Below are 24287 nucleotides of genomic sequence, written 5' to 3'. Positions count from 1 at the left end.
GTAATTTCTGTTCTTTCCTATGCAATCCTTAGCTTTAACCTTTAATAACGGTTCCGCCTGCTGCAGCCCCTTCATTCGGAACGAATGGCGTACCATCCTCCTGGAATTGGGTTTTCGGATTGTTTTTAATCTCCTGCAGCATTTTGTTCCCCTTCTCTTCCCATTCCTTAAGCGCTTCTGCCGGTGTCTTCTTGTTCTCCAGGACCTCCTGGAAGAACTTGCGCCCGCTGTCGGTCACACTATATAACCCCGGTTTCTCGCTCATCAGCTTATCCTGCTTCGGATCGGTAGGAGGTACTGGTTTCAGCAAATAAAACGCTTGAATATTGTAATCGAGCCCCGACTTCGGCTTGATATACGTTTTGCGGGCCAGCATTTCATAAGTATTGCTGCGGGATTTCAGTTTTGCCCAATCCTCACCGTTAATAAATTTAATGAAGTCCCAAGCCGTTTCGGGGTTTGAAGCCGCGCTGTTAATGGCAAACGTATTGCTAAGCCAGATGTTGCCCCCGACACCCGGTTTCTCAGGATGAGCCGGGACAGTAACCACGTCCCAATCTACAGGTTTGAAGTTTTTAATTTTTGAAGCGTTGTTGTTGGCGTCTGTAATTTCATTTACATAATAGTTCTCGCCGATCGTCATCGCTACTTTGCCGGAGAGGAAGAAGTCGCTTGTGATCGGGCTCCATTCCCCGTCCATCATCCCGCTGTTGTTGTCAGGAATGATTTTGTCCTTGGCCAACTTGCTGATCGTTTCCCAAACCTTGGTCCATTGCGTTGTATTCACGGTCATCGTTTCCGCTTTATCATCAAACGTTTTAAGCTGCAACGCGCTTATATAATTGTTCTGCATATCCCAGAACGGATCATTGCCTTGGTACCGGCTAAATGAAAATCCGAATACCCGATCCTTGCCCTCGCCTTTGGCCAGGCGGCGTGCCAGATTAAAAATATCGTCCCAAGTCATGTTATCGGTTGGCGGCTCTACGCCGGCATCCGCAAAGATTTTTTTGTTATAGTACAAGGCAGAGGAAGAGAACGAAGGCGTTAACGCATACAGGCTGCCTTCTCCCAGATCCTTAATCCCGTCAAGCACCGCCGGCACGAAGTCCGACGTATCGAATTTATCCTCCTGAATCATCGGATCAAGCTGTTTGACCATATTCTCCTTGATCAGCTGATTTAACACGGTCGTATCGGTCACCACGACATCCACCGGATTGCTGCCGGTCATGATTTTCTTCATGCTGTCCAGGTAATCCGGCTGTACGTAAGGCTGCGAGCCATCCTGGTAACGGTATTGGCTTTGGTCGATAGCCGGAACCACCTCGATGCGGACATTCTGATGCGTGAACTCGTAAACATCAGTATATTGTTGACGGAAATAAGAATCATCATATCCTCCGTAAAGCACTCCGATGCGCAGCACCTTCTCCTGCTCGGTTTCCGCCGCCTTGCCGCCGTTGCAGCCAGCTAGCAGGCCCAGCGCCAGCGTTGCGGCCAGCGATACGGATAACAATTTTCTTAACCTCATGATGGATCCCCCTCTAATGATTTCGGTGCGGTGATAATGATCTTCTCCCCATCAAACTCCATGCTCGCCCGGCCGCTGATCCCGACGGTCTCCAGGTATTCCTTCGGAACCTGAAGCCGACCCACGCGGTCGACAACGACGAACGCTTCATGCACTTCCTGCAATCCCCCGGCTCCCAACTCAGCCGCTGCCAAATCGAGATTCGGATTCCGTTTCAGGAACTCGGTGCTCGTTAAGCCGTCGCGGATGGCGACCACGCGGTCCACCTTCCCTGCCAGCGTCAGGTCGTGCGTGACGATGACCACGGTGATTCCAAGCTCCCGGTTCACCTCGCGGAAAATTTGCATGATTTGATCGGAGGTTGCCGTATCGACTGACCCGGTCGGTTCGTCCGCCAGCAGCAGCTTTGGCCGGTTCGATAGCGAAATGGCGATCGCCACCCGCTGCTGTTCACCGCCGGAGAGCTGGTGCAGTTTGTTATGCATCCGGTGCTTCAACCCGACCCGCTCCAGCAGTTCCTTCGCGTAAGCCCGGTCGAGCTTGCCGGTCAGCAGCATCGGCATCTCCACATTCTCCAACGCCGTCAAGTAAGGAAGCAGGTTGCGGGCGTTGTTCTGCCAAACGAAACCTACGGTATTCCGTTTATATTCGACCAGCTGGTCATCGCGGATCTTGAGCAAATCCCAGCCCCCGACGGTCACCTGACCGGCCGAGGGCCGATCCAGCCCGCCGAGGATGTTCAGCAGCGTCGATTTGCCGCTGCCGCTGTTGCCGATAATCGCCATCATTTCGCCTTGTTCAACGGTCAAATTCAAGCCTTGGAGCGCAACGACTTCAATATCTTCGGATTTAAAAATTTTGACAAGTCCTTCGCAATGAATCATTTCTTAGCGCTCCTCTCCCATTTTTACCGCCTGATGCACGCGCAGGCGCCGGATTTGCCAGAAGAGCAGGCCGGCTCCCATCAGGAGCATTACGAACACGACGACATAGAGCTGAAGCGTGTCTTGGTTATCGAACACAATACGGAACGGCGGCACTTGCGTCGTTACGTTGTCCGCCGTTTGCAGGAACGGCAGGTACAGCTTCCCGGCGATCTTCCCAATGACGATCCCGAGCACGATCGACAGACCTGCGGTCAAAATTTGTTCGGCCAGCAGCATAAACGTCAATTGCTTGCGGGATAAGCCCATCGCCCGTAATATCCCGAACTGGACCACCCGGCCGGACAAATTGAAGAACCAATAAAGCACGTACCCGATCAGCGATATGATCACCGAGACGAGGAAGCCGAGACTCAAGATCCCGAATACCCCGCCCCGCGTCGGGTGCTTGCTCTGCGCCGCAAGTTCGCTGCGTACATCGTCAACCGAATAAAGCTCGATCCCTTCGTCCGCCAGCTTGGTAATCAGCGGAGCGACCTTCGCGCCCGGCTTCATTTTCAGCCACACCTCGTAAGGAATAAGCGGAACCTGGTCGTAGATATAATCCAAATTCGCGATGATAAACGGCGTTTGATCAGGGTATTGGCTAGGCCAATAGGGCAAAATCCCATAGACGGCGAATTCCACCGTCTGTTCGCCCAAGGCCACCGTAAACACGTCCCCCGGCTTCAGCTTATATTTCTCGGCCATATTGGATGGCACCAAAGCCGCGCTTTCGTTCATCCCGAGGAAATTCAAATAACGATACGGGTGCGTTGGGAACAGATCGTTCCGGAACCAGGCGACCTTGGAAAAATCGATATTATCGATCCCCATCACATTCCCTTGGCCCGCCGAGCGGCCGGAGACGATGATGTTCCCCTTCGTCTGCAGCACGCGCGCCGCGTGCTCGACCCCGTCCAACTTCCGGAAAACTTCAAACGGGGGTTCGGAATAATTCACCTTGGTCGGGGTCGGATTTTGTCCGCCGCCGCCCGGCCCGCCGCCAGGTCTTCCACCCGGGTTCCCGCCGCCGCCCGGAGCTCCCGAGCCGCCGCCTTGACCTTGCCCGGAGCCTCCCTGGGATGGGCGAGTCATCTCCGGCGTGCCTTCCCAAACCGTCCGCATGATGACATCCGCCCCGTATTTGTACAGCGTCCGCTCCGTTGAATTCAGGTCGATTGTCCGCGCGGCGGAGGCGTTGTATACCCCGAGGCCCAGCGTCAACACGAGCAGAATCATCAGCGGATAATAAGAAGAGGACGATCTGGACAGTTGCGTCAAGCTTAGATAATAAGGAACCGGCAGCCACTTCTTGCCGATCCAGCCGATCAGCTTCAACAGCCACGGGAACACCCGCAGGAAGAACAACCCGATCGAGAAGATCGCCAGCGCCGGGACGAAGAACAGGAACGGCTGCACCTGCAGCTCATCCGTGGTCATCCCCGTCTGGAAGGTCAGCATCTGCCGCTGATTAAACATGTAGTAGCCGTACCCCGAGATCCCCATTAGAACGAGATCCAGGAACCAACGTTGCCAGAACGGCGCTCGGTCGGAGCGGGCTTGCTTCTGTTTCGTCTTGACGATCGAGGAGCGGGCGAACGAGACCGCCGGCAGCAGCGTGGCCAAGATGGCGATGATCACCGCCGCCGCTCCTAACGCCAGTGCGTCAAAGTTGAATCCTACCGGAATGGACTTCCGGTTGACAAAGGTCAAGAAGCCGTCCGCTGATCCGATGCTCTTCGACATGAACCAGCCGAGCAAAGGACCCGCGATTAATGCAGCCACCCCAAGGATTAAGCTCTCAAATAAATAGATCAAAATGATCTGATTTGTGGAAGCTCCGCGGCTGCGCAGGACGGCGATGTCGCTTTGCTGCTTGTCAAGCGCTTGGCGGGCGTTCATGACAATATAATAGAACACCATGGCAATCATCGGTGCCGCCAGGGTAAACAGCAGCGTCTGCATCTGCAAGCTTTGCTTGCGGAAATCGTTTAACAGACTGCCAAAGGATACATCCACCTTCGTGTCCTTCAGCTTCTGGTACAAATCCACATTCAGCCGGTCCAATGTATCGGAGAGCGGCGACAGCTGACCCGTCTTGATCTCGCCGAGATCGAAGGCGTAATACCAGTTGGAGCTGTGCAGCGGAATCGATAAGCGATTCAGCAAGTCGTCATTAAAGACTTGATCCGGGACGTAAAAGCTGTTCATCATCCCTTCAAAACCCTGATACCAATACGGATCATTTTCGTTGGTTGGCTGGAAGGTGCCGACGATCTTGACTTTTAGCGTCACGTCAACGCCGCTGTACACCGGATACTCCATTACGTCCCCAACATGCAGGTCCTGACGATACATCGCCTCTTCCAGCATTAAGGCCTCGATCTGATTCCCGTCGGCCTTCTCAGAATACGCCTGGCCGCCGGAGATCGAGATATGATCCTGCAACCCGCTCATGGACATGATCGACATCGTCCGAGTACGGCTTGCATCGACTTTGGTCGGATCCTCCGGAAATACCTCCGTGCTGCGGATCGACCGCGTATTGACGTAAGCGTCGAACGGGAAGCCGATTTCCTTCGGCACCTCATCCACAATATATTGATTGACGGCGGTTAACGCGGCCGCATCGGTCTTCGCGCCGCCCGGCGCCTGATAGCTCATGATCAGCGAACCTGCAGGAAGCCCTTCGCTTTCGGCTTTCAGCGTAGTTGCGACGACTCGTTTCAACGCCCCGTCGGAATACATCGGGATGCTGACCGTAAACGAGACGGCGACGATCAGGCCCAGTAAAGTACTCAACGTCAGCCATTTCGTGTTCCACATTTTGCGGAACAGCAAGCGTAATAAAGGTACTCCCATTAACGACCCACTACTTTCTGTCCCGGCGTGAGTCCTTTAATGATTTCCACGTCCGTCGAGGTTTGCAAGCCTACCTCAACGTCGGCTTCGCGCTTCGAGCCGTCCTCCTCTACAACCTGGACGTAAGTACGCGAGCCGATGGTTCGCAGGGCGGAAATCGGAATCAAAACGGCGTTTTCCTTGCGCTGGGTCACGATGGATACGCTAAGCGGCCGGCCTCGTTCAATTCCCTCAGGCCATTTGTCCAGTTGGACGATCAGATACTTATCGATCGTATCCTTCTCCGGAGGATTCCCTCCTCCGCCGTTCCCGTTCCCGTTATCGGATGATCCGGTCTCAACCGGCATTACTTTGACTTTGCCATTGAACACCCCGGCCGCATTGATGTCGACCTTGGCCTTCATCCCGACGGCGACCTTCGCCAAATCCTCCTTGGCAAACTGAGCCGCTACAACCAATGAAGAAGTATCGGACAAGACCGCAACCGTATCATAAGCCTTGATGGCGGCGCCTTTCTGGGCGGAGACGGAGATCACCGTGCCGGAGAACGGCGCCCGCAGGGTTCCGTCCGCAATCGTCTTCTCCAAATCCACCAGCGCCTGGCGTTGTTCCTCAAAGACGATGGAAGCCTCCTCAAATTCGATCGGGTCCTTCTCATCCTTGGTACGCAGCAGTTCCTTCATGGAGATTTCCTGCTTGCGGAACTCCAGCTTCTTCTTGCGTAAATCCTTCTGCAGATCTTCGACGTCCAGTTGAATCAAAGCATCGCCCTGCTTAACCTTGTCTCCCGCCTTGACCAAAACTTCTTTGACGTGAAGATTATCCTCCGTGAAAAACAACGGTTCCTCCCGCTGGCTCATAATCTTGCCGACAGCGCTCACGCCGATCTCAATCGTCTCCGTTCGCACCTCATACTCCGGTTTCTTCGAGATCGTCGGCGGCGTAATAACCGGAAGGTCCTCCTCCGCCTCTTCGTTCGGCAGCAGGGCGCAGCCCGTGGATGCAACCAGCGTCAAGCTGATGGACAGGACTCCCAGCGTCCGAATTAGTCTTGATTTCCCCCTTTTACCCGATAAATTTGCCATCCACCATTTCGTAAACATGGTCCGCTACCTCCAGGATTGTAGGATCGTGTGTAGTCATACAGATCGTCACGCGTTCAGTCTGTATGATGTTCTTGAATACTGCCATGACTTGTGCTCCCATTTGCGAGTCGAGATTGGCCGTCGGCTCATCCGCCAGCAGCAGCTTCGGCCGGTGTGCGATCGCCTTGGCGATAGCCACCCGCTGCTGCTCCCCGCCGGACAGCTCAAACGGACGATGGAACATCCGTTTCCCCAGCCCGACGAGCTCCAGACAATGCGTCACGCGCCGCTTCCATTCCTGTGGCGGGACGCCCGCCATGCGCAGCGACAGCTCGACATTCTCCCAGGCAGACAACAGCGGAAGCAAGGCATACGCTTGGAAAATAAAGCCGATCTGATCCCGGCGCAACAGCGTTCGGTTGTCATCGTTCAGCTGATGCAGCGGCTGATTCCGGAACCAAATTTCGCCCGACGTCGGCTGATCCAATCCGCCAAGCATATTAAGCAGCGTCGTTTTGCCCGAGCCGGAACGGCCCTTAAGCATCACGAGTTGACCGGGAAGCACTTCCATGTCAATCCCTTTCAATACCTGGATTTCTCCTCCGCCTACCGGAAAAGAACGGGTGACCTCCTTGACCGAAAGGATCGGTCCGGTTTCTTTCTCCGGCTCTTCCTCTTGCGCACGAGCTACAATGACCTCGGCGGCTGCATTCTCTAGGGCCGTATTCTCCGCGGCCGCGGCGGCTTCCTCATCCACTTCCGGGACCGGAGAGTCCGCTCCGGATTGAACTTCGACTTTTTCTGTTTTGCGAAGCCATCGCATCATCGTGTATCGTTCTCCCATTTTCCTAATTTGTAATTCTGCCTCAACTTGGTTTTCTTGGCCTTGTCTAGCAATTTACTCACGTCTTGCATTATAAACGAAATACTATGGCAAAAAGTTACAACGGAATTAACGAATTCGAACTTTTTCTTTCCATATTTTAAGCGCTGATGATAGGTTACAATTCTGTTAAAATTAAGGGTAATTCTACTAGAATCGGCAAGGAGAACTACTTCATGAAAAAAATGATCCCCTCTCTGCTCGTTGCGGCACTGCTATTTACCGCCTTAATCTTTCGGCTGGATCCGGCAGTTGCCGACAAACTCCCGTATAGCGATATATCGGCCAGTTATGCGAAAGATTCGATCCTTCGCTTACATGCCGATCACGTGATGAAGGGAACCTCCGAGACCCTGTTTTCTCCCGCTCGCTCGATTACGAGAGCGGAATTTTTGACGACGCTGACGCGGATCTTTCGCGTGGAACCGGCGGCATCCGCCATTCCCGCTTACCGCGACGTGCCGAAGAGCGCCTGGTATTACGGTACAATCCAGGCAGCAACCGAGCTGGGCTTGACGGAAGGGCTGGGTGACGGAATATTCAAGCCGAATCAACCGTTGACCCGCCAAGAGGCGGCTGCATGGATCATCCGGGCGCTGAAGCAAACAACGGCATCGGCATCGACTGGCGCACAGACCGGCTACAAGGACGAAGCGGCGACCGCCGTCTGGGCCAAGCCGTATATCGGATCCATTACGCAGCTTGGGCTGATGCAGGGCAACGGCGGGATGTTCTATCCGACACAGCCGATCACCCGACAGGAGACGGCGGTGATCCTGGATCGTCTGCTGCGGGACAATCGCTGGACCGATGCGATGGCGGCCAGCGCTGCGGTGGCTCCGCTCCAACTCGGCTGGCAGTACGGCCAATCGACCGAAGCCTATCAGAAGTCCGTGATGCAATCAAACGTAAACGTGCTGGTGCCGCGGTGGTTTTTTCTTGAAAGCACCGGGAAAATAACCGATTCCAGCGTCCCCTCCCTGGCGGCCTGGGCCAAAAATAACGGCAAACAGGTTTGGGCCATGGTAGGCAACCGGTTTGATCAGGAAACGACCCACAAGCTTCTTGCTTCGAGCTCCATGTCCTCGGACGCGATCCAAAGCTTGAAATCTTATGTTCAAAAATATGGCCTGCACGGCATCAATGTCGACTTTGAGAACGTCGCGGCTTCCGACCGGGATTTGTTCACCGCCTTCATCTCCAAGCTGGCCAAGGAACTGCATGCCGTATCGGCGGTGTTGTCCGTCGATCTTCCGCCGGATCTCGGCAGCGACTGGTCGGATGCGTACGATTACGCGGAATTGGCCAAGAGCGCCGACTACCTGGTCATCATGGCCTATGATGAGCACTGGAGCGGAGCTTCGGCCGGTTCGGTGGCGTCGCTGGGCTGGGTGCAGAAGCACCTCGACAAACTGCTCGCCAAAGTCCCGGCGGACCAGCTCATCCTCGGAATGCCGCTGTATACGCGGGATTGGAGCATCAGCGGCAGCGGAGCTACGGTGTCGTCGGAGGACCTTTCTCTCCCTGAGCAAAATACACGAGTAAACCAGTACGGCGGCACGCCCAAATGGAACGATACGGTCGGCCAATATACCCTGGAGTACCGCAAGAACGGTACACAGCACAAGATTTGGCTGGAGGACGCCCGATCCCTTTCTGAGAAATTTCGGTTAGGAGTGAAATACGGCGTCGCAGGGTATGCCTACTGGCATATCGGCGGAGAGTCGCCGGACGTGTGGACAAGCTTGAAAAATGCGGAAAGATACGAAGGATATGATTTTAAATAAATCGGGCAAGTACGCCCGAGCTTCTTCAACCCCAGCAGACATTTTGCAGGGGTTGTTTATTTTTTTCACTCGATCCGTCACATCATGGGCCGGGCAAACCGTTGTATAGGGTGGAAAGGATGTGAGAGATGTGGACGACGTCAGGTTGTCGCGGATCATCACCGACGTACTGGAAGGAGAGACGGAAAAATTCGCGGAAATTATCCGAGCCTACCAGAAACCGATTGTTCATTACTGCTTCCGTATGCTGGGGGATGCCGGCGATGCCGAGGACAGCGGCCAGGAGATCTTTTTGAAAGCCTACCGTTCCATGGGAAAGTATAACCGGGAGATCCCGTTTGGGGCGTGGCTGTATAAAATCGCCTATAATCATTGCATCGACGTACTGCGCAAGCGGAAGCTCGCCAAATACCTCCCCTTCTTTTACCGGGATGAGCGGCAGCATAGACCCGTCGATTGGTGGGTGGAGGAGAACTGCTACAATGAATTTGTGCAGCGAGCCCTGACGAAGTTGTCCGCGGAGGAGCGCAACTTGCTCATTCTGCGCTGTGTGGAGGAAAAGAGCTATGACGAGATCGGCCTGATCCTGCAGCAAAACAATGCGAGTCTGCGCAAGAAATATGGGCGCACGGTGGACAAATTCCGGAAGTATTATGCCCAAGCGAAGGGAGTAGAGCCTTATGATATCGGACAAGGATCAGGATCTAAGACACCTGTTTCATGAAGACCGGCTGCCCGATACGGATCTGAGCGGCAAAGTCATGAGCAGGCTGTATACCGAACACAAACCGAAGGAGCGATTCATTATGAAACGTAAAGTCAGCGCACTGGTGTTAGCTGGGATGTTGTTGGCGGTATCCACCGCGGTTGCGGCAACGAACCACTACATACTTAAAAATAAACAGGGTGAAATCGTAGTAGAGGAAAGGACTTTGGACAAGAGCAGTCCCGAGTATCATAAGCCTTCCCTGGACGAACAGATCCGCTCGCTCAAGAGCGCCGGGTTGTCGGACGATCTGCTGAAGGAAGGAACGGCGGCCGTTTTCTACCTGGCCTCGAACAATCCGGAACATAAACTCAACGTCGAGTATCGTCCGGTCAACTTCGACGATCTGACCCAACTGCGCGAACGAATGGCCGATCAACCGGCCAAGCTGCTCGAGCGAATCGGCGGGAACTATAAGTTCGAGCGGGCCACCGTCTTCTTCTTTCCGACCGTAATCGAGAAGCCGATGACGCCGCAGGAAGAATCGAAACTCGCCGAAACGCTGCGCAAACAGGCCGAGGAGTCGGCCAAAGGCTACGCGATGATGCCGCTGGAGACCTCCCCGGACCACTGGAGAATTAATGGAACCTATAAACAAGGCGAACAGGAAATCCGGGTTTCCATAGCCAGAATCCCCGGCAAGCAAACCATTTTGGTGCCCGAAGATGCCGGCTTAAACCGGGAAAGCCTCCAAGTGCAAGGCGTGGATATGGTGTATACAGAATTCAGCGGCGGGGATGCCGGCATCGGCGGCCGCAACATTCAATGGGTCGAAGATGTGCCGAACAGCAAGCACTCCGTCCACTACCACATCGAAACCGGCCTCCAAGTCAGCAAGGAGCAATTGATCAAGCTGGCCGAAGCCTATCTGCAATAGCTTATGAAAGCCAACCTGCCGACCGGGAATCGATGTCCGACGGTCGAACGTAAAAAAGCAGCTCTCTTCGCGATGAGAGGCTGCTTTTCCGCTAACCGGATAGAAAATTACGCTTTCCCGAACGAAGCTGGATCCTGCCGCCAGGACTGCAGAAGCTCCAGGTCTTCCAGCTGGATGTCGCCCCGCTTCACGGCAACGTCGATCAGCGCCGTATAGTTGGACAGGGTTTGCAGCGGGAGGCTGGCATCGGCGAACGCTCGCACGGCTTTATCCAATTGATAGCTGAAAATCGCCAGTACAGCCAGCGGCTCTGCGCCGGCGTCGCGCACCGCTTGCGCCGCCTTGATCGAGCTGCCGCCGGTGGAGATCAAGTCCTCGATGACGACAACCTTCTGCCCCGGTTTGATCAATCCTTCGATTTGATTCTCTTTCCCGTGGCCTTTGGCCTTATCGCGGATGTAGGCCATCGGCAGGCCCAGCTTCTGCGATGCGAAAGCCGCATGCGGAATGCCGGCCGTTGCTGTTCCGGCGACGACCTCCGCCTCGGGGTATTCCTTGCGAATGAGAGCCGCAAACGATTCGGCGATCAAATCGCGGATTTCCGGGTACGACATCGTAAGCCGGTTATCGCAATAGATCGGCGATTGGATCCCCGAGGTCCAGGTAAACGGCTGATGCGGCCGGAGCGCCACCGCTCCGATGTCCAGCAGACTGCCGGCGATTTGTGCTTCAACTGAGGTTGCATTTGTCATGACTACATCATCTCCTTAATGATCGATTCCGCCGCTTCGCGCGGATGAGGTGCAGCGATGATCGGCCGGCCGACGACAATATAATCCGTCCCCTGCGCCATCGCCTCCCCTGGAGTTAGCGTGCGCGACTGATCGCCTTGCGGACTGTTCGTCGGACGAATCCCCGGTGTCACCGTCAGGAAGGCTTGTCCGCACTTCGCTTTGATCGCCGTCACCTCCAGCGGTGAAGCGACAACGCCGTCCAGCCCTGCCTGACGAGTCAGCTCTGCGTAATGCACAACAGAACCTTCCACTTCTCCCGGGATGCCAATCTCCTCGTTCATCACTCGCCGACTCGTGCTCGTCAGTTGCGTAACCGCGATAATCTTCGGCATCGTAAGCGCGCCATTGTCCTCCAGCGCCGCCAATGCTCCTTCCCGGGCCGCTTTCATCATGTCCAGCCCGCCTGCGGCGTGCACGTTAAACAGATCCACGCCCAGCTTCGTCACGCTGTTTGCTCCGCCTTTGACCGTGTTCGGGATATCATGCATTTTCACGTCGAGAAAAACGGAGTACCCCCGCTGCTTCAACTCGCGAATCAGATCCGGACCGGCCGAATAAAACAGCTGCAGCCCCACCTTCATATAGCAAGGAATCCCTTCCAGTTCCTTCAGGAGCTCCCGCGCCTGATCGGCATCGGGGAAGTCCAATCCGACGATCAATCTTCCGGCCGCTTCTTCAAATGAACGCAAATCCGCTCTCCTCCATTCATGCCTGCGGCTCCGAAGCATAATGCTTCCGAGCCGCTGCTTTAAGTGTATTGATTCGGGTGAACCCTAGCAACGGACCAGAAAGACCTTATTTGCCCATTCCCCGGGTATTTCCCGCTGTAACGGACTCCAAGGGCCTTATTCAGCCCCCACGGCGCCCGAACAGCTGCTATGAAGCGAAATAAGGTCTCCTCGGTCCGTTAGCAACGGAAGCTGCCCAACACCGGGTCAATAACGCTTCTGGTGTCCGTTAGCCAGCCATTAAAGTGCCGGCATAGCCTGGGAGGAGAAGTTGATCGTCTCCAGCATCTCCAGCAGCGCGCGGACTGTATCCAGCGAAGTCATGCAGACGACGCCGTTCTCCACCGCTTCCCGGCGGATGCGGAAGCCGTCGCGTTCCGGCTCTTTACCCTTGGTCAGCGTATTGATGACGAAGTGAGCTTCGCCGTTTCGGATCAGATCCAGGATGTTCGGTACCCCTTCCGACAGCTTGTAGACCGTCGTCACGTGGATGCCCGCCTCGATCAGCGCGGACGCCGTGCCGTCCGTAGCGATGATTTTGTAGCCCAGGCGATAGAAACCGCGCAGCAGGTCAACCGCTTCCTGCTTATCCTTATCGGCGACTGTGGCGATGATCGCTCCGGTCGAAGGGATTTTCATCCCCGCGCCGATCAAGCCTTTATACAGCGCTTTGGCATATTGCGGATCGCGCCCCATCACCTCACCGGTCGATTTCATTTCCGGTCCGAGCGTTGGCTCGACGCGGCGCAGCTTGGCGAAGGAGAACACCGGCACCTTGACCGCAACCTGGGCGCTTTCCGGCCACAGGCCGTTTTGGTAACCAAGGTCGCTCAGCTTCGTACCGAGGATGCACTGAGTCGCTACGTTCGCCATCGGAATGTTCGTTACCTTGCTCAGGAACGGTACCGTCCGGGATGAACGCGGGTTGACCTCGATCACGTATACTTCATCCTTATAGATGACGAACTGGATGTTTACCAGACCGATCGTCTTCAGCTCGCGGGCAATTTTCACCGTGATCTCCACGATTTTCTCTTTCAATTCATCGGACAGATGCTGCGGCGGATACACCGCAATCGAGTCGCCGGAGTGAACGCCAGCGCGTTCGATATGCTCCATAATGCCGGGGATGAGCACTGTCTCACCGTCGCTGATGGCGTCCACTTCCACCTCTTTGCCCAGCATGTAGCGGTCGATCAACACCGGATGCTGCGGGTTAATGTTCACCGCTTCTTCCATGTAGCGCAGCAATTCCTCGTCAGAGTATACGATTTCCATCGCCCGGCCCCCGAGCACGTACGACGGTCTGACCAGCACCGGGTAGCCAAGCGACTGCGCCGTTCCCACCGCTTCTTCCACCGAAGTTACCGTGCTGCCTTTCGGCTGCGCGATCCCTAACTTCGACAGGAGGGCTTCGAACTTCTTGCGGTCCTCGGCTTCATCGATGCTCTCGAGCGACGTGCCGAGGATACGCACGCCTGCTGCTTGCAGCGGAGCCGCCAGATTGATCGCCGTTTGGCCGCCGAATTGAACGATGACGCCCACCGGTTTCTCCTCTTCGATCACGTTCATCACGTCCTCGAAGAACAAGGGCTCGAAGTACAGGCGGTCCGACGTATTGAAGTCGGTGGATACCGTCTCCGGGTTGTTGTTGATGATAACCGCTTCGTAGCCGGCTTTCTGAATCGCCCAGACCGCATGCACCGTCGAGTAGTCGAACTCGATCCCTTGCCCGATCCGGATCGGTCCGGAGCCAAGCACGACGATCTTCTCCTTGTCGGTTTGGACGACTTCGTTCTCCGTTTCATAGGTCGAATAGTAATAAGGCGTCGAAGCCTCGAATTCGGCTGCGCAGGTGTCGACCATTTTGTAAACCGGCTTCAGCCCGTGCTCCTTGCGGAAGCTTCTCACGTCCGCTTCGGTCCGATGCGTGCCGGACGGTTGGCCTGCGGCGCGCAGCTCGGCGATCGCACGGTCGGTGAACCCTAAGCGCTTCGCTTCGTATAGCGTTTCGTAAGAAAAGAACTCTTCCCCCGCAATCGTCTTCTCGAATTCCACCAAACGCTCGATTTTGTCCAGGAACCACCAGTCGATTCCAGTCAGATCATGGATTTGCTGCAGCTTGTAGCCGCGGCGGAACGCTTCGGCGACCAGGAACAGCCGCTCGTCGTCCGCTTTGATCAGGCGGTTATTCAGCGTTTCTTCGTCGATCTTCTCTGCGCCTTTCAGGTACAAGCGATGCGTGCCGATTTCCAGCGACCGGACCGCCTTGTGGATCGATTCCTCGAACGTTCGGCCGATCGCCATGACCTCGCCGGTCGCCTTCATCTGCGTGCCGAGCTTGCGGTTGGCATGGATGAATTTATCGAACGGCCAGCGCGGGATTTTGCTGACAATGTAGTCGAGCGTCGGTTCGAAGCAGGCGTAAGTCTGCCCCGTTACCGGGTTGACGATTTCGTCGAGCGTGTAGCCCAGCGCGATTTTGGCCGCCATCTTTGCGATCGGGTAGCCCGTCGCTTTCGACGCGAGCGCCGAAGAACGGCTGACCCGCGGATTCACTTCGATGACGTAATACTGGAAGCTTTGCGGATCCAGCGCGAACTGTACGTTGCAGCCACCTTCGATGTTCAACGCGCGGATGATTTTGAGCGAAGCCGAGCGCAGCATCTGGTATTCGCGGTCGGAGAGCGTCTGGCTTGGTGCGACGACGATGCTGTCCCCGGTATGTACGCCTACCGGGTCGAAGTTCTCCATATTGCAGACTACGATACAGTTGTCATTGGCATCGCGCATCACTTCGTATTCGACTTCCTTCATCCCGGCGATCGATTTCTCGATCAGACATTGGCCAATCGGACTGTAGCGAATCCCCGAAGCTACCGTCTCGCGCAGCTCCTCTTCCGTAGCGCAGATCCCGCCGCCGGTACCGCCCAGCGTATACGCCGGACGGACGATGACCGGATAGCCGATCTCATCAGCGAATTTCAGCGCTTCATCCACTGTGGTGATGATGGTGCTCTCCGGCACCGGCTGTTCGAGCTCGCGCATCAGCTCGCGGAACAGATCGCGATCCTCCGCTTTTTCGATCGATGTCAGCTGTGTGCCCAGAAGCTTCACATTCTCGCGCTCCAGAACGCCTGCGCGTGCCAACTCGACCGCCATGTTCAGGCCGGTTTGCCCGCCGAGCGTAGGCAGCAAGCCGTCCGGCCGCTCCTGGCGGATGATTTGCGTAACGAATTCCAAGGTGATCGGTTCAATGTAAACCTTGTCGGCCATGTTCGTATCGGTCATAATCGTCGCCGGGTTGCTGTTGATCAGCACCACCTCAACGCCTTCTTCCTTCAGCGCCTGGCAGGCTTGTGTTCCGGCGTAATCGAACTCGGCTGCCTGGCCGATCACGATCGGTCCGGAGCCGATGACGAGGATTTTCTTTAGATCTTTGTTGATCGGCATAGGTTTACAGTTCTCCTTTCGCAGCGGCCATCAGTTCGGCTTGGCGGGGCTTTTGCGGGTTCTGCCGCTTATGTTCGCGGATCATCTCGATGAACCGGTCGAACAGGTAGCTGTTGTCGTATGGTCCCGGGGCCGCCTCCGGATGATATTGAACCGAAAAGGCCGGGTACTTCTTATGTTTTAATCCTTCAATCGTTTTGTCATTGTTGTTGATATGCGTCACTTCCAGCTCCGTGCCGGCGATGGACGCCTCGTTTACGGTGTAGCCGTGGTTCTGCGAAGTAATGTAACAGCGGCCGGTGGCCAGTTCCTTAACCGGATGGTTGCCGCCGCGATGGCCGAATTTCAGCTTCTCCGTATCGGCGCCGCAGGCTAAAGCGAACAGCTGGTGACCCAGGCAAATGCCGAAGATCGGATACTCGCCGAGCAGTTCTGCAATCATTTTAGCGGCGTAAGGAACATCTTTCGGATCCCCGGGCCCGTTGGACAGCTGGATGCCATCCGGATGCAGGCGGCGGATTTCATCTGCGGTCGTATCATGCGGCACGATAACCACATCGCAATCGCGTTTGTTCAACTCGCGGAGAATCCCGCTTTTCGCGCCAAAATCAACCAGCACGATCCGTTCCTTGGACCCCGGACTGCTATAGACATGGTGCGTCGAGGTTTGCGCCACCTGGTTGCGCAGCTCGGCAATGCTGGTGGCCAGCATTAATTCCTTCAGTTCGTCCACCGATTTCGTTGAGGTGGTTAGGATCCCTCTCATCGTCCCCTGATGGCGAATCAGGCGTGTCAGCATCCGCGTATCGATGTCGGTGATACCGGGAATACCGTATTCCTTGAGCAGATCGCCCAGATTGTATTGAGCCCGCCAGTTGCTTGGGGTCGGTTCATAGCGGCGAACCACAAAGCCGTGAATTGACGGTGCAATGGATTCGAAGTCGTCGCGCGAAATGCCGTAGTTCCCGATCAAAGGGTACGTCATTGTGACGATTTGACCGCAGTAGGAAGGGTCGGACAGCACCTCTTGGTATCCCGTAATTCCCGTATTAAAAACGACTTCGCCCGTCATTTCCCCTTCCGCTCCAAATGAGGTTCCGGTGAACAGCGTGCCGTCCTCCAACAATAGTCTTGCCTGCATCCTGCAGCACTCCTTTATCCATAAGCTGAAATACTATATTCTCATCCGCCCATTAGCGGGCCAGTTCGATCGCATCATTCCAGATCAGGTTTCCTTTAACGATCGTCGCGACGGGCCAGCCCTTCAGCTTCCAACCCGCAAACGGCGTGTTTCGGCCTTTCGAGGCAAAAGCCGCCGGATCCACCGTCCGTTCCGCGTCCAGATCCACGATCGTCAGATCAGCCGGAGCCCCCGGCACCAAACGGCCTGCTTCCAAACCGAACACGCGAGCTGGATCCGCCGTCATCCGCTGCACCAGCATCGCCAGGCTCCAGCGGCCCGTTGCGACGAACTTCGTATACAACAGCGGGAAGGCCGTCTCGAATCCAACGATGCCAAACGGTGCCAGCTGCATGCCTTTCGCTTTCTCCTCTTCGCTATGCGGAGCATGATCGGTTACGAGGATGTCGAGGGTGCCGTCCTCCAGCGCCGCGATGCAGGCCTCCACGTCTCGGCGGGAGCGCAGCGGCGGATTCATTTTCCAGTTGGCATCAAGGCCCGGAATATCCTCCTCGGACAGAATCAGATGGTGCGGGCACACTTCTGCGGTCACGTTGATGCCGATTTGCTTCGCTTGGCGGATCAGCCGAATCGACTGCTCCGTACTGACGTGACACACATGGTAGTGAACCCCGGTCGCTTCCGCCAGCAAAATATCCCGTCCAACGTGAATCGCCTCCGATTCATTCGGAATTCCCTTAAGACCATGCTTTCGGGCGAATTCCCCTTCAGCCACCGGCGCTCCTTCCACAAGCGAATTGTCTTCGCAGTGGGCAATCACCGGCATTCCCAGCGAAGCGGCCTGCCGCATCGCATCCTTCATCATCTGCGCGCTTTGCACGCCCACGCCGTCGTCGGTGAACCCGATCGCGCCGGCCTCTTTCAAGGCAGTGAAATCCGTCAGCTCGCGGCCAAGCTCGCTTTTGGTGATCGCTGCATAAGGCAGTACGTTCACCAGCCCGGCTTCCTCCGCCTTCTGCAATACGAACCTTACCGTATCAGGATTGTCGGTCACCGGCCGGGTGTTCGGCATGCAGGCGATCGTGGTGAATCCCCCTTGCGCGGCGGATCTGGAGCCGGTTTCAATCGTCTCTTTGTGCTCGAACCCCGGTTCTCGTAAATGGACGTGCATATCGATAAATCCCGGAGTAACCAGTCTGCCGCCGGCATCAATCACTTGTGCTCCGTTATCGTCAATCTTCTGTCCGATTTGCCCCATTTTCTCGACCTTGGCAATGACACCGTCCTCGATCGTGATTTGCGATAATTCCTGCTCCCCTTGTTCGTTCAAAATATTGGCATTATGGATTACGACAAGCCGCATCGTTTAATCTCCTCCCGCTGATTGAAGTACGTACCGAAAATTACGTCCGCCGTCTGGACAGCAACAACTCGCTATCCGGCCCCGACTTACAGCAAAGCGCGTTCCATGACCGCCATGCGGATCGGAACCCCATTTTGCATCTGCTTGAAGATCCGGGATTGCGGGTGCTCGACCACCGCATCGTCGATCTCGACGCCCCGGTTCACCGGAGCCGGATGCATGATCAACGCATGCGGCGCGAGGGCCGCGGCCCGTTCTTCCGTCAAGCCGTATTGCAGACGATATTCATCGGCCGACTTGATCAACCCGCCAGCATGTCGTTCCAACTGCACTCGCAGCATCATAACTACATCGGCGCACAGTGCCTCATCCATCGGAACGTAAGGCGCGTATGCACTTAGTTCCGGGGCTTGCATGTTCTCCGGCGCACAGAGCTTCACTTCGGCACCGAATTTTTGCAGTGCCCACAGATTGGAGCGGGCGACCCTGCTGTGCTTGATGTCCCCGATGATCGACACCTTCAGTCCGCTGAGTTCTCCAAAATGCTGTTTCATCGTATATAGATCCAGCAGCGCTTGCGTTGGGTGCTCATTATTGCCATCTCCGGCGTTAACCAGCGGCACCGATACTCGCTTGGCCAACTCCTCCAGCATCCCGATAGGCTTCAAACGGATCACGCCCGCGTCAATGCCCATCGATTCCAGCGTGCGCACCGTGTCGTAAATCGACTCGCCCTTCTCAACGCTGGAGGCAGCGGCCGCGAAGTTCAGCACCTGGGCACCCAGCCGTTTCTCCGCCATTTCGAACGAGAAGCGGGTGCGCGTGCTGTTCTCAAAAAACATGTTTGCGACGAAATTCTCCTTCAATACAGGAATCATCTTCTCTTCCTTGGCATCCCAGTAAGCAGCTCGGTCGAGAATTGCGGTGATTTCCGCGGCGCTTAGTTCCTTTAGTCCAAGGAGGCTGCGTTCCTTCACTGCAGTTGCCGTCAGCGCCATCTTAGTTCCCCTCCCGCGCTTGCAGGATGCGAACCAGATCAGTGCCATCGTGCTCAGTCAAGAGCACTTCGATTTCTTCTGCGCGTGAGGTCGGCACGTTCTTTCCGATGTAATCGGCGCGGATCGGCAGCTCCCGGTGCCCCCGGTCGGCGAGCACCGCCAACTGGATCGACTCTGGGCGGCCGCAGTCCATAATTGCGTCCATCGCCGCCCGAATCGTACGTCCCGTATACAGTACATCGTCGAACAGGATGACTTTCTTGCCTTGAATCGATACCGGGAAGGTGGCCTTGCCTGATCCCTGGGCGGGTCCTTCTTTATCGTCACGGTAATTCGTTACGTCGAGCTCCCCCCACGGAATAACGGTTCCTTCAATGCTCTCAAGGCGTTCAGCCAGCCGCTTCGCGAGGTAGACACCTCTTGTTTTGATCCCGGCCAGCACACATCCTTCAATACCTTTGTTTCGCTCCAAAATTTCATGCGCAATTCTTGTCAGTGCCCTCCGAATCGCTGTCTCGTCCATTATGATATGACTTTCGTTGCTCACAGCCTGCGACCTCCTTAAGGGATAGGGTCACCTCGCATCGTCCGTGATAGGCGCATAAAAAAACTCCTTGCCGGAAATCCAGGCAAGGAGTCTTAAGCCACAGTTAGCCTATGACTGTCATGTAGGTCTTGGACATAGAGGATCGCCGCAAATAAGCGAAGTCCGCCCAATTCCCCATTCACGTTACCTTGCCAGCCTCACGGGACTGAATTAAAGGTGCTTATGGTTTACATGAATTATGACAGAATGAGGTTAGCCTGTCAAGACACCCGGCCCAAGACCGTTAGGTACCGAGGATAAGGGTCATTCTATCTCCCGTGTGGAAGCCTGCTGTGTGGATGATTGTTTATAATTATACATTCTGTGTTATATTTATTCAACCGTAACTTTTCCCGGCTTATCCAGCAGGCCACCTCTTCTTTCTGGTCCCTTTGAAGGATTATCCCTTTTGATCAGACATCCAAAAACAGCCCCCTCGTTAAAACGTGTGGTGTAAAGAAGAAAATAAACAGTATAAACTTCCAAGCACTGAAATCTAGAACAGGGGATCGAACAAAGGTCGGACAAGTGTAACCGGGTTTATGAAGTAAGCAGGTTTGTGAAGTGAGCAGGTTTGTGAAGGAGACGAGTTCATGAAGTAGGAGTTTATGAAGTAGGCAGGTTTAACTTAGTAAATTTACACATTTAGAAAACAAGAAAATTCAGGAAATATTTACGTATACGTATAGGAAGTATACACGTTTAATTCAGTAAGACACTTAGGAAGTGGTTATGTCTAAGAAGGAAGCAAGTCTAAGAGTAGGTGAGTTTGAACCTATGATCGTAAAGAAACATCAATCGAACGTAACCGGCATTGAGGACCAGATTATCGCGATGTACGCCAAGGGCGTAAGCACCCGTGACATTCAAGATCACCTGAACCATCTGTACGGGATTGAGGTCTCTCCGACGATGATCTCGAACGTGACGAACAAACTCATTCCCTTGATCAAAGAGTGGCAGAATCGACCGTTACAAGGCGTGTATGCCGTTGTCTTTATGGACGCGATCCACTTCAAGGTCAAGCAAGACGGCGCCATCGTGAACAAGGCAGCTTACATGGTCATCGGCATTGATCTCGATGGAAACAAGGACGTCCTCGGCATGTGGATTGGCGAGAATGAGTCCTCGAAGTTCTGGCTAAGCGTGCTCAACGACCTCAGAAACCGAGGCGTGGGCGACATTCTCATTACCTGCGTAGATAACCTCACGGGCTTCTCTCAGGCGATTTCGGCGTGCTTTCCGAAGACGGAGATTCAGAAGTGCGTGATTCACCAAATCCGCAATTCCACTCGCTACGTTTCGTACAAAGATCTAAAGAAAGTAACGGCTGATCTAAAGCCAATCTACAAGGCTACTACGGAGGATATGGCCCTCGTTGAGCTGGACCGGTTTGAAGAGACCTGGGGATCCAAGTACCCGCTGATCGTGCGTTCTTGGCGTACGAACTGGGACGAGATTGCCACGTTCTTTAAGTACCCTCCGGAGATCCGAAAGCTGATCTACACGACCAATATGATTGAGAGCTATCACCGCCAGCTCCGCAAGGTAACGAAGGGAAAGAGTATCTTCCCGACGGATGAATCCTTGCTCAAAATGCTCTACCTCGCGACAATGGACGTTACTCGCAAATGGACAGGCCGTGTTCAAAACTGGGGGCAGATCCTGCTTCAGCTCTCGGTCTTCTTCCCCGACCGCATCGGCCCTCATCTGCCTTAAGTAGGCTGTAGGATTTCTCTAGGAGTGTTTACACAAAATTCTTGACAGACCCAATCGACGGATAAATTAGCGTACGGTCAGTTAGGCTGCGGCGGCAAGAGGCAGATGCGGTTGGCGTGCGATCAGCGTTTTGTAGTAGATCGTCGGAATCGCCAAACACATGCGCAACAACTGCTGATGCTGCACTTCCCTTGCTCCAAGCCGGTCCAATTGGCGACGTCCAGTATACTCATCCAAATAGGCCTGCAGATATCTGGGTCCCAGGGCGACATATGTACGCTTCAGCGAACCCCACGCTTCTCTTACCACTTTCCGCAAGGGCGTATAAGAGCGGAAGGCCAACGGGAATGTCTGCATGACCGAGGCATGCGTATCTACATGCCCATTGATAAATGCAACGAGTTTACGCCGGGTGGCGCTGCTCTCTTCCCCCTTTCTCTGCGATACCAGGTCGATTCTCAGTTGTTCCAACTCACCTGATTCCGTTACCGTACAGCCAGCTACAACCGCTAACGCATTAGGATGCGGAAACTGATTGCAACGGGAAGGATCTCCTCCATATCGATCGCAGTTCACCTTCACCTCTCCACGCAAAAGCTCACGGGCATTGAATTCTCCGAGGGTATGGCGAATTTTGTGCAGCATCAACCAAGCGGTCTTATAGGTTACCCTGATTATCTGGCTTAGCCGCATCGCCGTAATACCATCAGGGAGCAGAAATAACTCCATAGTATGAAACCACTTCATCAGGGGCAGATGGGTTCCTTCAAATATCGTACCAACCAAAGGGGAGGTTTGGTGTGCGCATTTCCTGCACTCAAACAAGGGGATTCGCCGGGAATCCAGACGATTGTACTGGGAATGACTGCAGCGTGGACAAACAAAGCCGTTCGCCCACTTCATAGCGATTAACGCCTCCATACAGTCCTCCTCGCTATGATAACGGGTTGCGCAAGTTTCGAGATCAATTACCGCATCCACATTCATGATCGTTCGTTCCCCCTATCACAAAGAATCCGTACATATGTTCGCTCGAATTTATTATAGCAAACATACGTTCCTATATCAAGACATGTAAATTCTCACTTATTGCCCTCGTTTTTCTTCATTTATCGATTCCCCTCCCCTTGTCTCAAACTCCATCCACTGAACGAAAGGGATAAACATGCAAAAGGGGGGCCAGGTACATGTATGAGAGCGAAGTTAAGGGTAACATCTATAAAAGCGCAGTTAAAAGGTACGTGTGCGAAAGAAAAGCTGAAGGGTACATGTGTGAAAGCCAAGCCAAAAAGTACAATTGCAAAAGGGAAGCTAATAGGTACTGTGTAAAAGCCAAGCTAAAAGGTACATGTGTGAAGGGAAGCAATAAGCTACTTATGTGAAGGGGGCAATTTGAATACTACGTGAAAAAACAACAAAACCGCCCCTCAGGTCATTTATCGGCCCTGGGGACGGCTTCGCGCTGCACCACCAAACGTTTAGAATATAAACTTCAAGTCGCCGAGGCGGCGCTGAATCTCGGAAATGACACGACGTTCTTCATCCTCGCCGTCGGCGATAAACGTGACGGAGAATCTGACATAATGACCCGCATCATCCCATGGCACCGTAGAGATGAGCTTCTCCCGGATCAGAAACTGCGAGAATTCCTCCGCTGTAGCAAACGTCGGTCCGCCTTCCACACCCTTTGGCGCTTCGACATAAAGGAAAAACGATCCCTTTGGCTTCTTCGCCTTGAAGCCCAAATTATTCAGTGCGTGAACCAGCAACTCATGGCGGCGCGAATACTTCTCAGCGATCCGCTCTGTAATCTCCGGATGGGCGAGCCCATAAGCGGCTGCCTTCTGAATGGCGATGAACTGGCCGGAATCATTGTTGTCCTTCACATCGCTGAATGCTTTCACCACAAGCGGATTGCCAGCGACGAACCCGATTCTCCATCCCGTCATGTTGTAAGACTTGGACAACGAGTGCAGCTCAACTCCTACATCCTTCGCCCCTGGAACAGACAGGAAGCTCAGCGGTTTTAGCCCGTCATAAGTTAACGCTGCGTAAGGAGCGTCGTGAACGATGACAACTTGATATTTCTTTGCCCAATCCACCACTTTGCCAAAAAACTCTCTCGTCGCGCTTGCCCCTGTCGGATTGTTCGGGTAATTCAAGTACATCAGCTTCGCCTTACGGGCGATATCCTCCGGAATTGCATCCAAGTCCGGCAGGAAATCGTTCTCCTCGGTCAGTTGCACCGTATAAACCTCTCCGCCCAAATACTTCGTATGCGTGCCGATGATCGGATATCCCGGAACGGTCATAATCGTGATGTCGCCAGGGTTAATAAAGCAGGAAGGCAGCATGGCAATGGCCGGTTTCGAGCCGATCGAGTGCACCACCTCAGTGACCGAATCGATGCCTTCTACGCCGAATACCTCGTGAAGGTATTTTGCTGCCGCTTCCTTAAATTCGGCGATCCCATTATCAGCATAACCGCGATTCTCGCGTTTGGCCGCTTCCTCCGCCAATTTGGCGACGATCCCGGCATCGGCCATGTCGTCCGGTTCCCCGACGCCCATATCAATCAGCTCGACCTCGGGAAAATCCTTCTTCGCTGCCGCTTTGGCACGTTTGATTTTCTCAAATTTATAAATAGCGGTATCTTTGCCGTAATTCGCCCCGCCAATGCGCTCTGCAAACTGCTGTTGAATGAATGTCTCTTGTCCGCTCAACGTACTCATGTCCAACGCCATCTCCTTTATCTACATGAAAAATCCATCCTCAAATGGTTCGA

At 54.5% G+C, this 24287-nt stretch carries 17 protein-coding genes and 1 pseudogene; 4 read left to right on the top strand and 14 right to left on the bottom strand.

Going from position 1 to position 24287, the window contains the following annotated elements; genetic code table 11:
- Positions 1–34: 34 nt before the first annotated feature.
- Genes BN3795_RS12645 through BN3795_RS12625 form a run of 5 tightly spaced genes read right to left on the bottom strand, consistent with a single transcriptional unit; the run spans position 35 to position 7233 of the window.
- A complete protein-coding gene (locus BN3795_RS12645; RefSeq protein ID WP_068785006.1) occupies positions 35–1534 on the bottom strand; it encodes an ABC transporter substrate-binding protein in 1500 nt (499 codons plus the stop codon).
- Positions 1531–2418, bottom strand: a complete 888-nt coding sequence (locus tag BN3795_RS12640; RefSeq protein WP_068785005.1) for an ABC transporter ATP-binding protein — start codon at positions 2416–2418, stop codon at positions 1531–1533. Before BN3795_RS12640 ends, BN3795_RS12645 begins: the two co-directional genes overlap by 4 nt.
- A 3-nt stretch (positions 2419–2421) precedes the next feature.
- Positions 2422–5322 carry an ABC transporter permease gene (locus BN3795_RS12635; protein WP_068785004.1) on the bottom strand — a complete coding sequence of 967 codons (2901 nt, stop codon included), beginning with the start codon at positions 5320–5322 and terminating at the stop codon, positions 2422–2424.
- On the bottom strand, positions 5322–6425 hold the full coding sequence (locus BN3795_RS12630) for an efflux RND transporter periplasmic adaptor subunit (RefSeq protein WP_068785003.1): 1104 nt from the start codon (positions 6423–6425) through the stop codon (positions 5322–5324). The genes BN3795_RS12635 and BN3795_RS12630 overlap by 1 nt, the downstream gene beginning before the upstream one ends.
- Positions 6388–7233, bottom strand: a complete 846-nt coding sequence (locus BN3795_RS12625) for an ABC transporter ATP-binding protein (RefSeq protein WP_110945150.1) — start codon at positions 7231–7233, stop codon at positions 6388–6390. The genes BN3795_RS12630 and BN3795_RS12625 overlap by 38 nt, the downstream gene beginning before the upstream one ends.
- 233 nt (positions 7234–7466) lie before the next feature.
- Here BN3795_RS12625 and BN3795_RS12620 point away from each other — a divergent pair, with 233 nt between their 5' ends.
- From BN3795_RS12620 to BN3795_RS12610, 3 genes are all read left to right on the top strand, one after another.
- Positions 7467–9077: an S-layer homology domain-containing protein gene (locus BN3795_RS12620; RefSeq protein WP_068785002.1), complete on the top strand. Its 1611-nt coding sequence runs from the start codon at positions 7467–7469 to the stop codon at positions 9075–9077.
- Between the two features lie 130 nt (positions 9078–9207).
- On the top strand, positions 9208–9801 hold the full coding sequence (locus tag BN3795_RS12615; protein WP_068785001.1) for an RNA polymerase sigma factor: 594 nt from the start codon (positions 9208–9210) through the stop codon (positions 9799–9801).
- The gene (locus BN3795_RS12610; RefSeq protein WP_068785000.1) at positions 9758–10720 is read left to right on the top strand and encodes a hypothetical protein; all 963 of its coding nucleotides are present in this window, start codon (positions 9758–9760) and stop codon (positions 10718–10720) included. Before BN3795_RS12615 ends, BN3795_RS12610 begins: the two co-directional genes overlap by 44 nt.
- 107 nt (positions 10721–10827) lie before the next feature.
- Here BN3795_RS12610 and pyrE read toward each other — a convergent pair whose 3' ends face one another.
- The 7 genes from pyrE to pyrR form a co-directional block, all read right to left on the bottom strand.
- Positions 10828–11472, bottom strand: coding sequence for an orotate phosphoribosyltransferase (gene pyrE, locus BN3795_RS12605; RefSeq protein ID WP_068784999.1), 645 nt, complete (start codon positions 11470–11472; stop codon positions 10828–10830).
- Between the two features lie 2 nt (positions 11473–11474).
- Entirely contained in the window at positions 11475–12242 is a 768-nt protein-coding gene (gene pyrF, locus BN3795_RS12600) for an orotidine-5'-phosphate decarboxylase (protein WP_068784998.1), read from the bottom strand.
- A 240-nt stretch (positions 12243–12482) separates the two neighbouring features.
- Positions 12483–15695, bottom strand: a complete 3213-nt coding sequence (carB, locus tag BN3795_RS12595) for a carbamoyl-phosphate synthase large subunit (RefSeq protein ID WP_068784997.1) — start codon at positions 15693–15695, stop codon at positions 12483–12485.
- Positions 15696–15699: 4 nt separating this feature from the next.
- Positions 15700–16836, bottom strand: a complete 1137-nt coding sequence (carA, locus tag BN3795_RS12590) for a glutamine-hydrolyzing carbamoyl-phosphate synthase small subunit (RefSeq protein WP_068784996.1) — start codon at positions 16834–16836, stop codon at positions 15700–15702.
- A gap of 52 nt (positions 16837–16888) precedes the next feature.
- On the bottom strand, positions 16889–18199 hold the full coding sequence (locus BN3795_RS12585; RefSeq protein ID WP_068784995.1) for a dihydroorotase: 1311 nt from the start codon (positions 18197–18199) through the stop codon (positions 16889–16891).
- Positions 18200–18285: 86 nt separating this feature from the next.
- Positions 18286–19197, bottom strand: coding sequence for an aspartate carbamoyltransferase catalytic subunit (locus BN3795_RS12580; RefSeq protein WP_068784994.1), 912 nt, complete (start codon positions 19195–19197; stop codon positions 18286–18288).
- 1 nt (position 19198) lies between these two features.
- Positions 19199–19744 carry a bifunctional pyr operon transcriptional regulator/uracil phosphoribosyltransferase PyrR gene (gene pyrR / locus BN3795_RS12575; RefSeq protein ID WP_068784993.1) on the bottom strand — a complete coding sequence of 182 codons (546 nt, stop codon included), beginning with the start codon at positions 19742–19744 and terminating at the stop codon, positions 19199–19201.
- Between the two features lie 795 nt (positions 19745–20539).
- Between pyrR and BN3795_RS12570 the strand changes: the two are divergent.
- A pseudogene (locus tag BN3795_RS12570) lies at positions 20540–21502 on the top strand (IS256 family transposase); the annotation flags it as partial.
- Between the two features lie 81 nt (positions 21503–21583).
- Here BN3795_RS12570 and BN3795_RS12565 read toward each other — a convergent pair.
- Both BN3795_RS12565 and BN3795_RS12555 read right to left on the bottom strand, forming a co-directional pair.
- Positions 21584–22489 (bottom strand): transposase, encoded by a 906-nt coding sequence (locus BN3795_RS12565; RefSeq protein WP_068784992.1) that lies wholly within the window; start codon positions 22487–22489, stop codon positions 21584–21586.
- 491 nt (positions 22490–22980) lie between these two features.
- Positions 22981–24234 (bottom strand): LL-diaminopimelate aminotransferase, encoded by a 1254-nt coding sequence (locus BN3795_RS12555; RefSeq protein WP_068784990.1) that lies wholly within the window; start codon positions 24232–24234, stop codon positions 22981–22983.
- Positions 24235–24287: the final 53 nt, after the last annotated feature.

It is taken from the genome of Paenibacillus phocaeensis (genome assembly GCF_900021165.1).
Lineage (GTDB): Bacteria > Bacillota > Bacilli > Paenibacillales > Paenibacillaceae > Fontibacillus > Fontibacillus phocaensis.
Note: the sequence above shows the minus strand (reverse complement) of the source record. Positions and strands in the feature narration are given on the sequence as shown.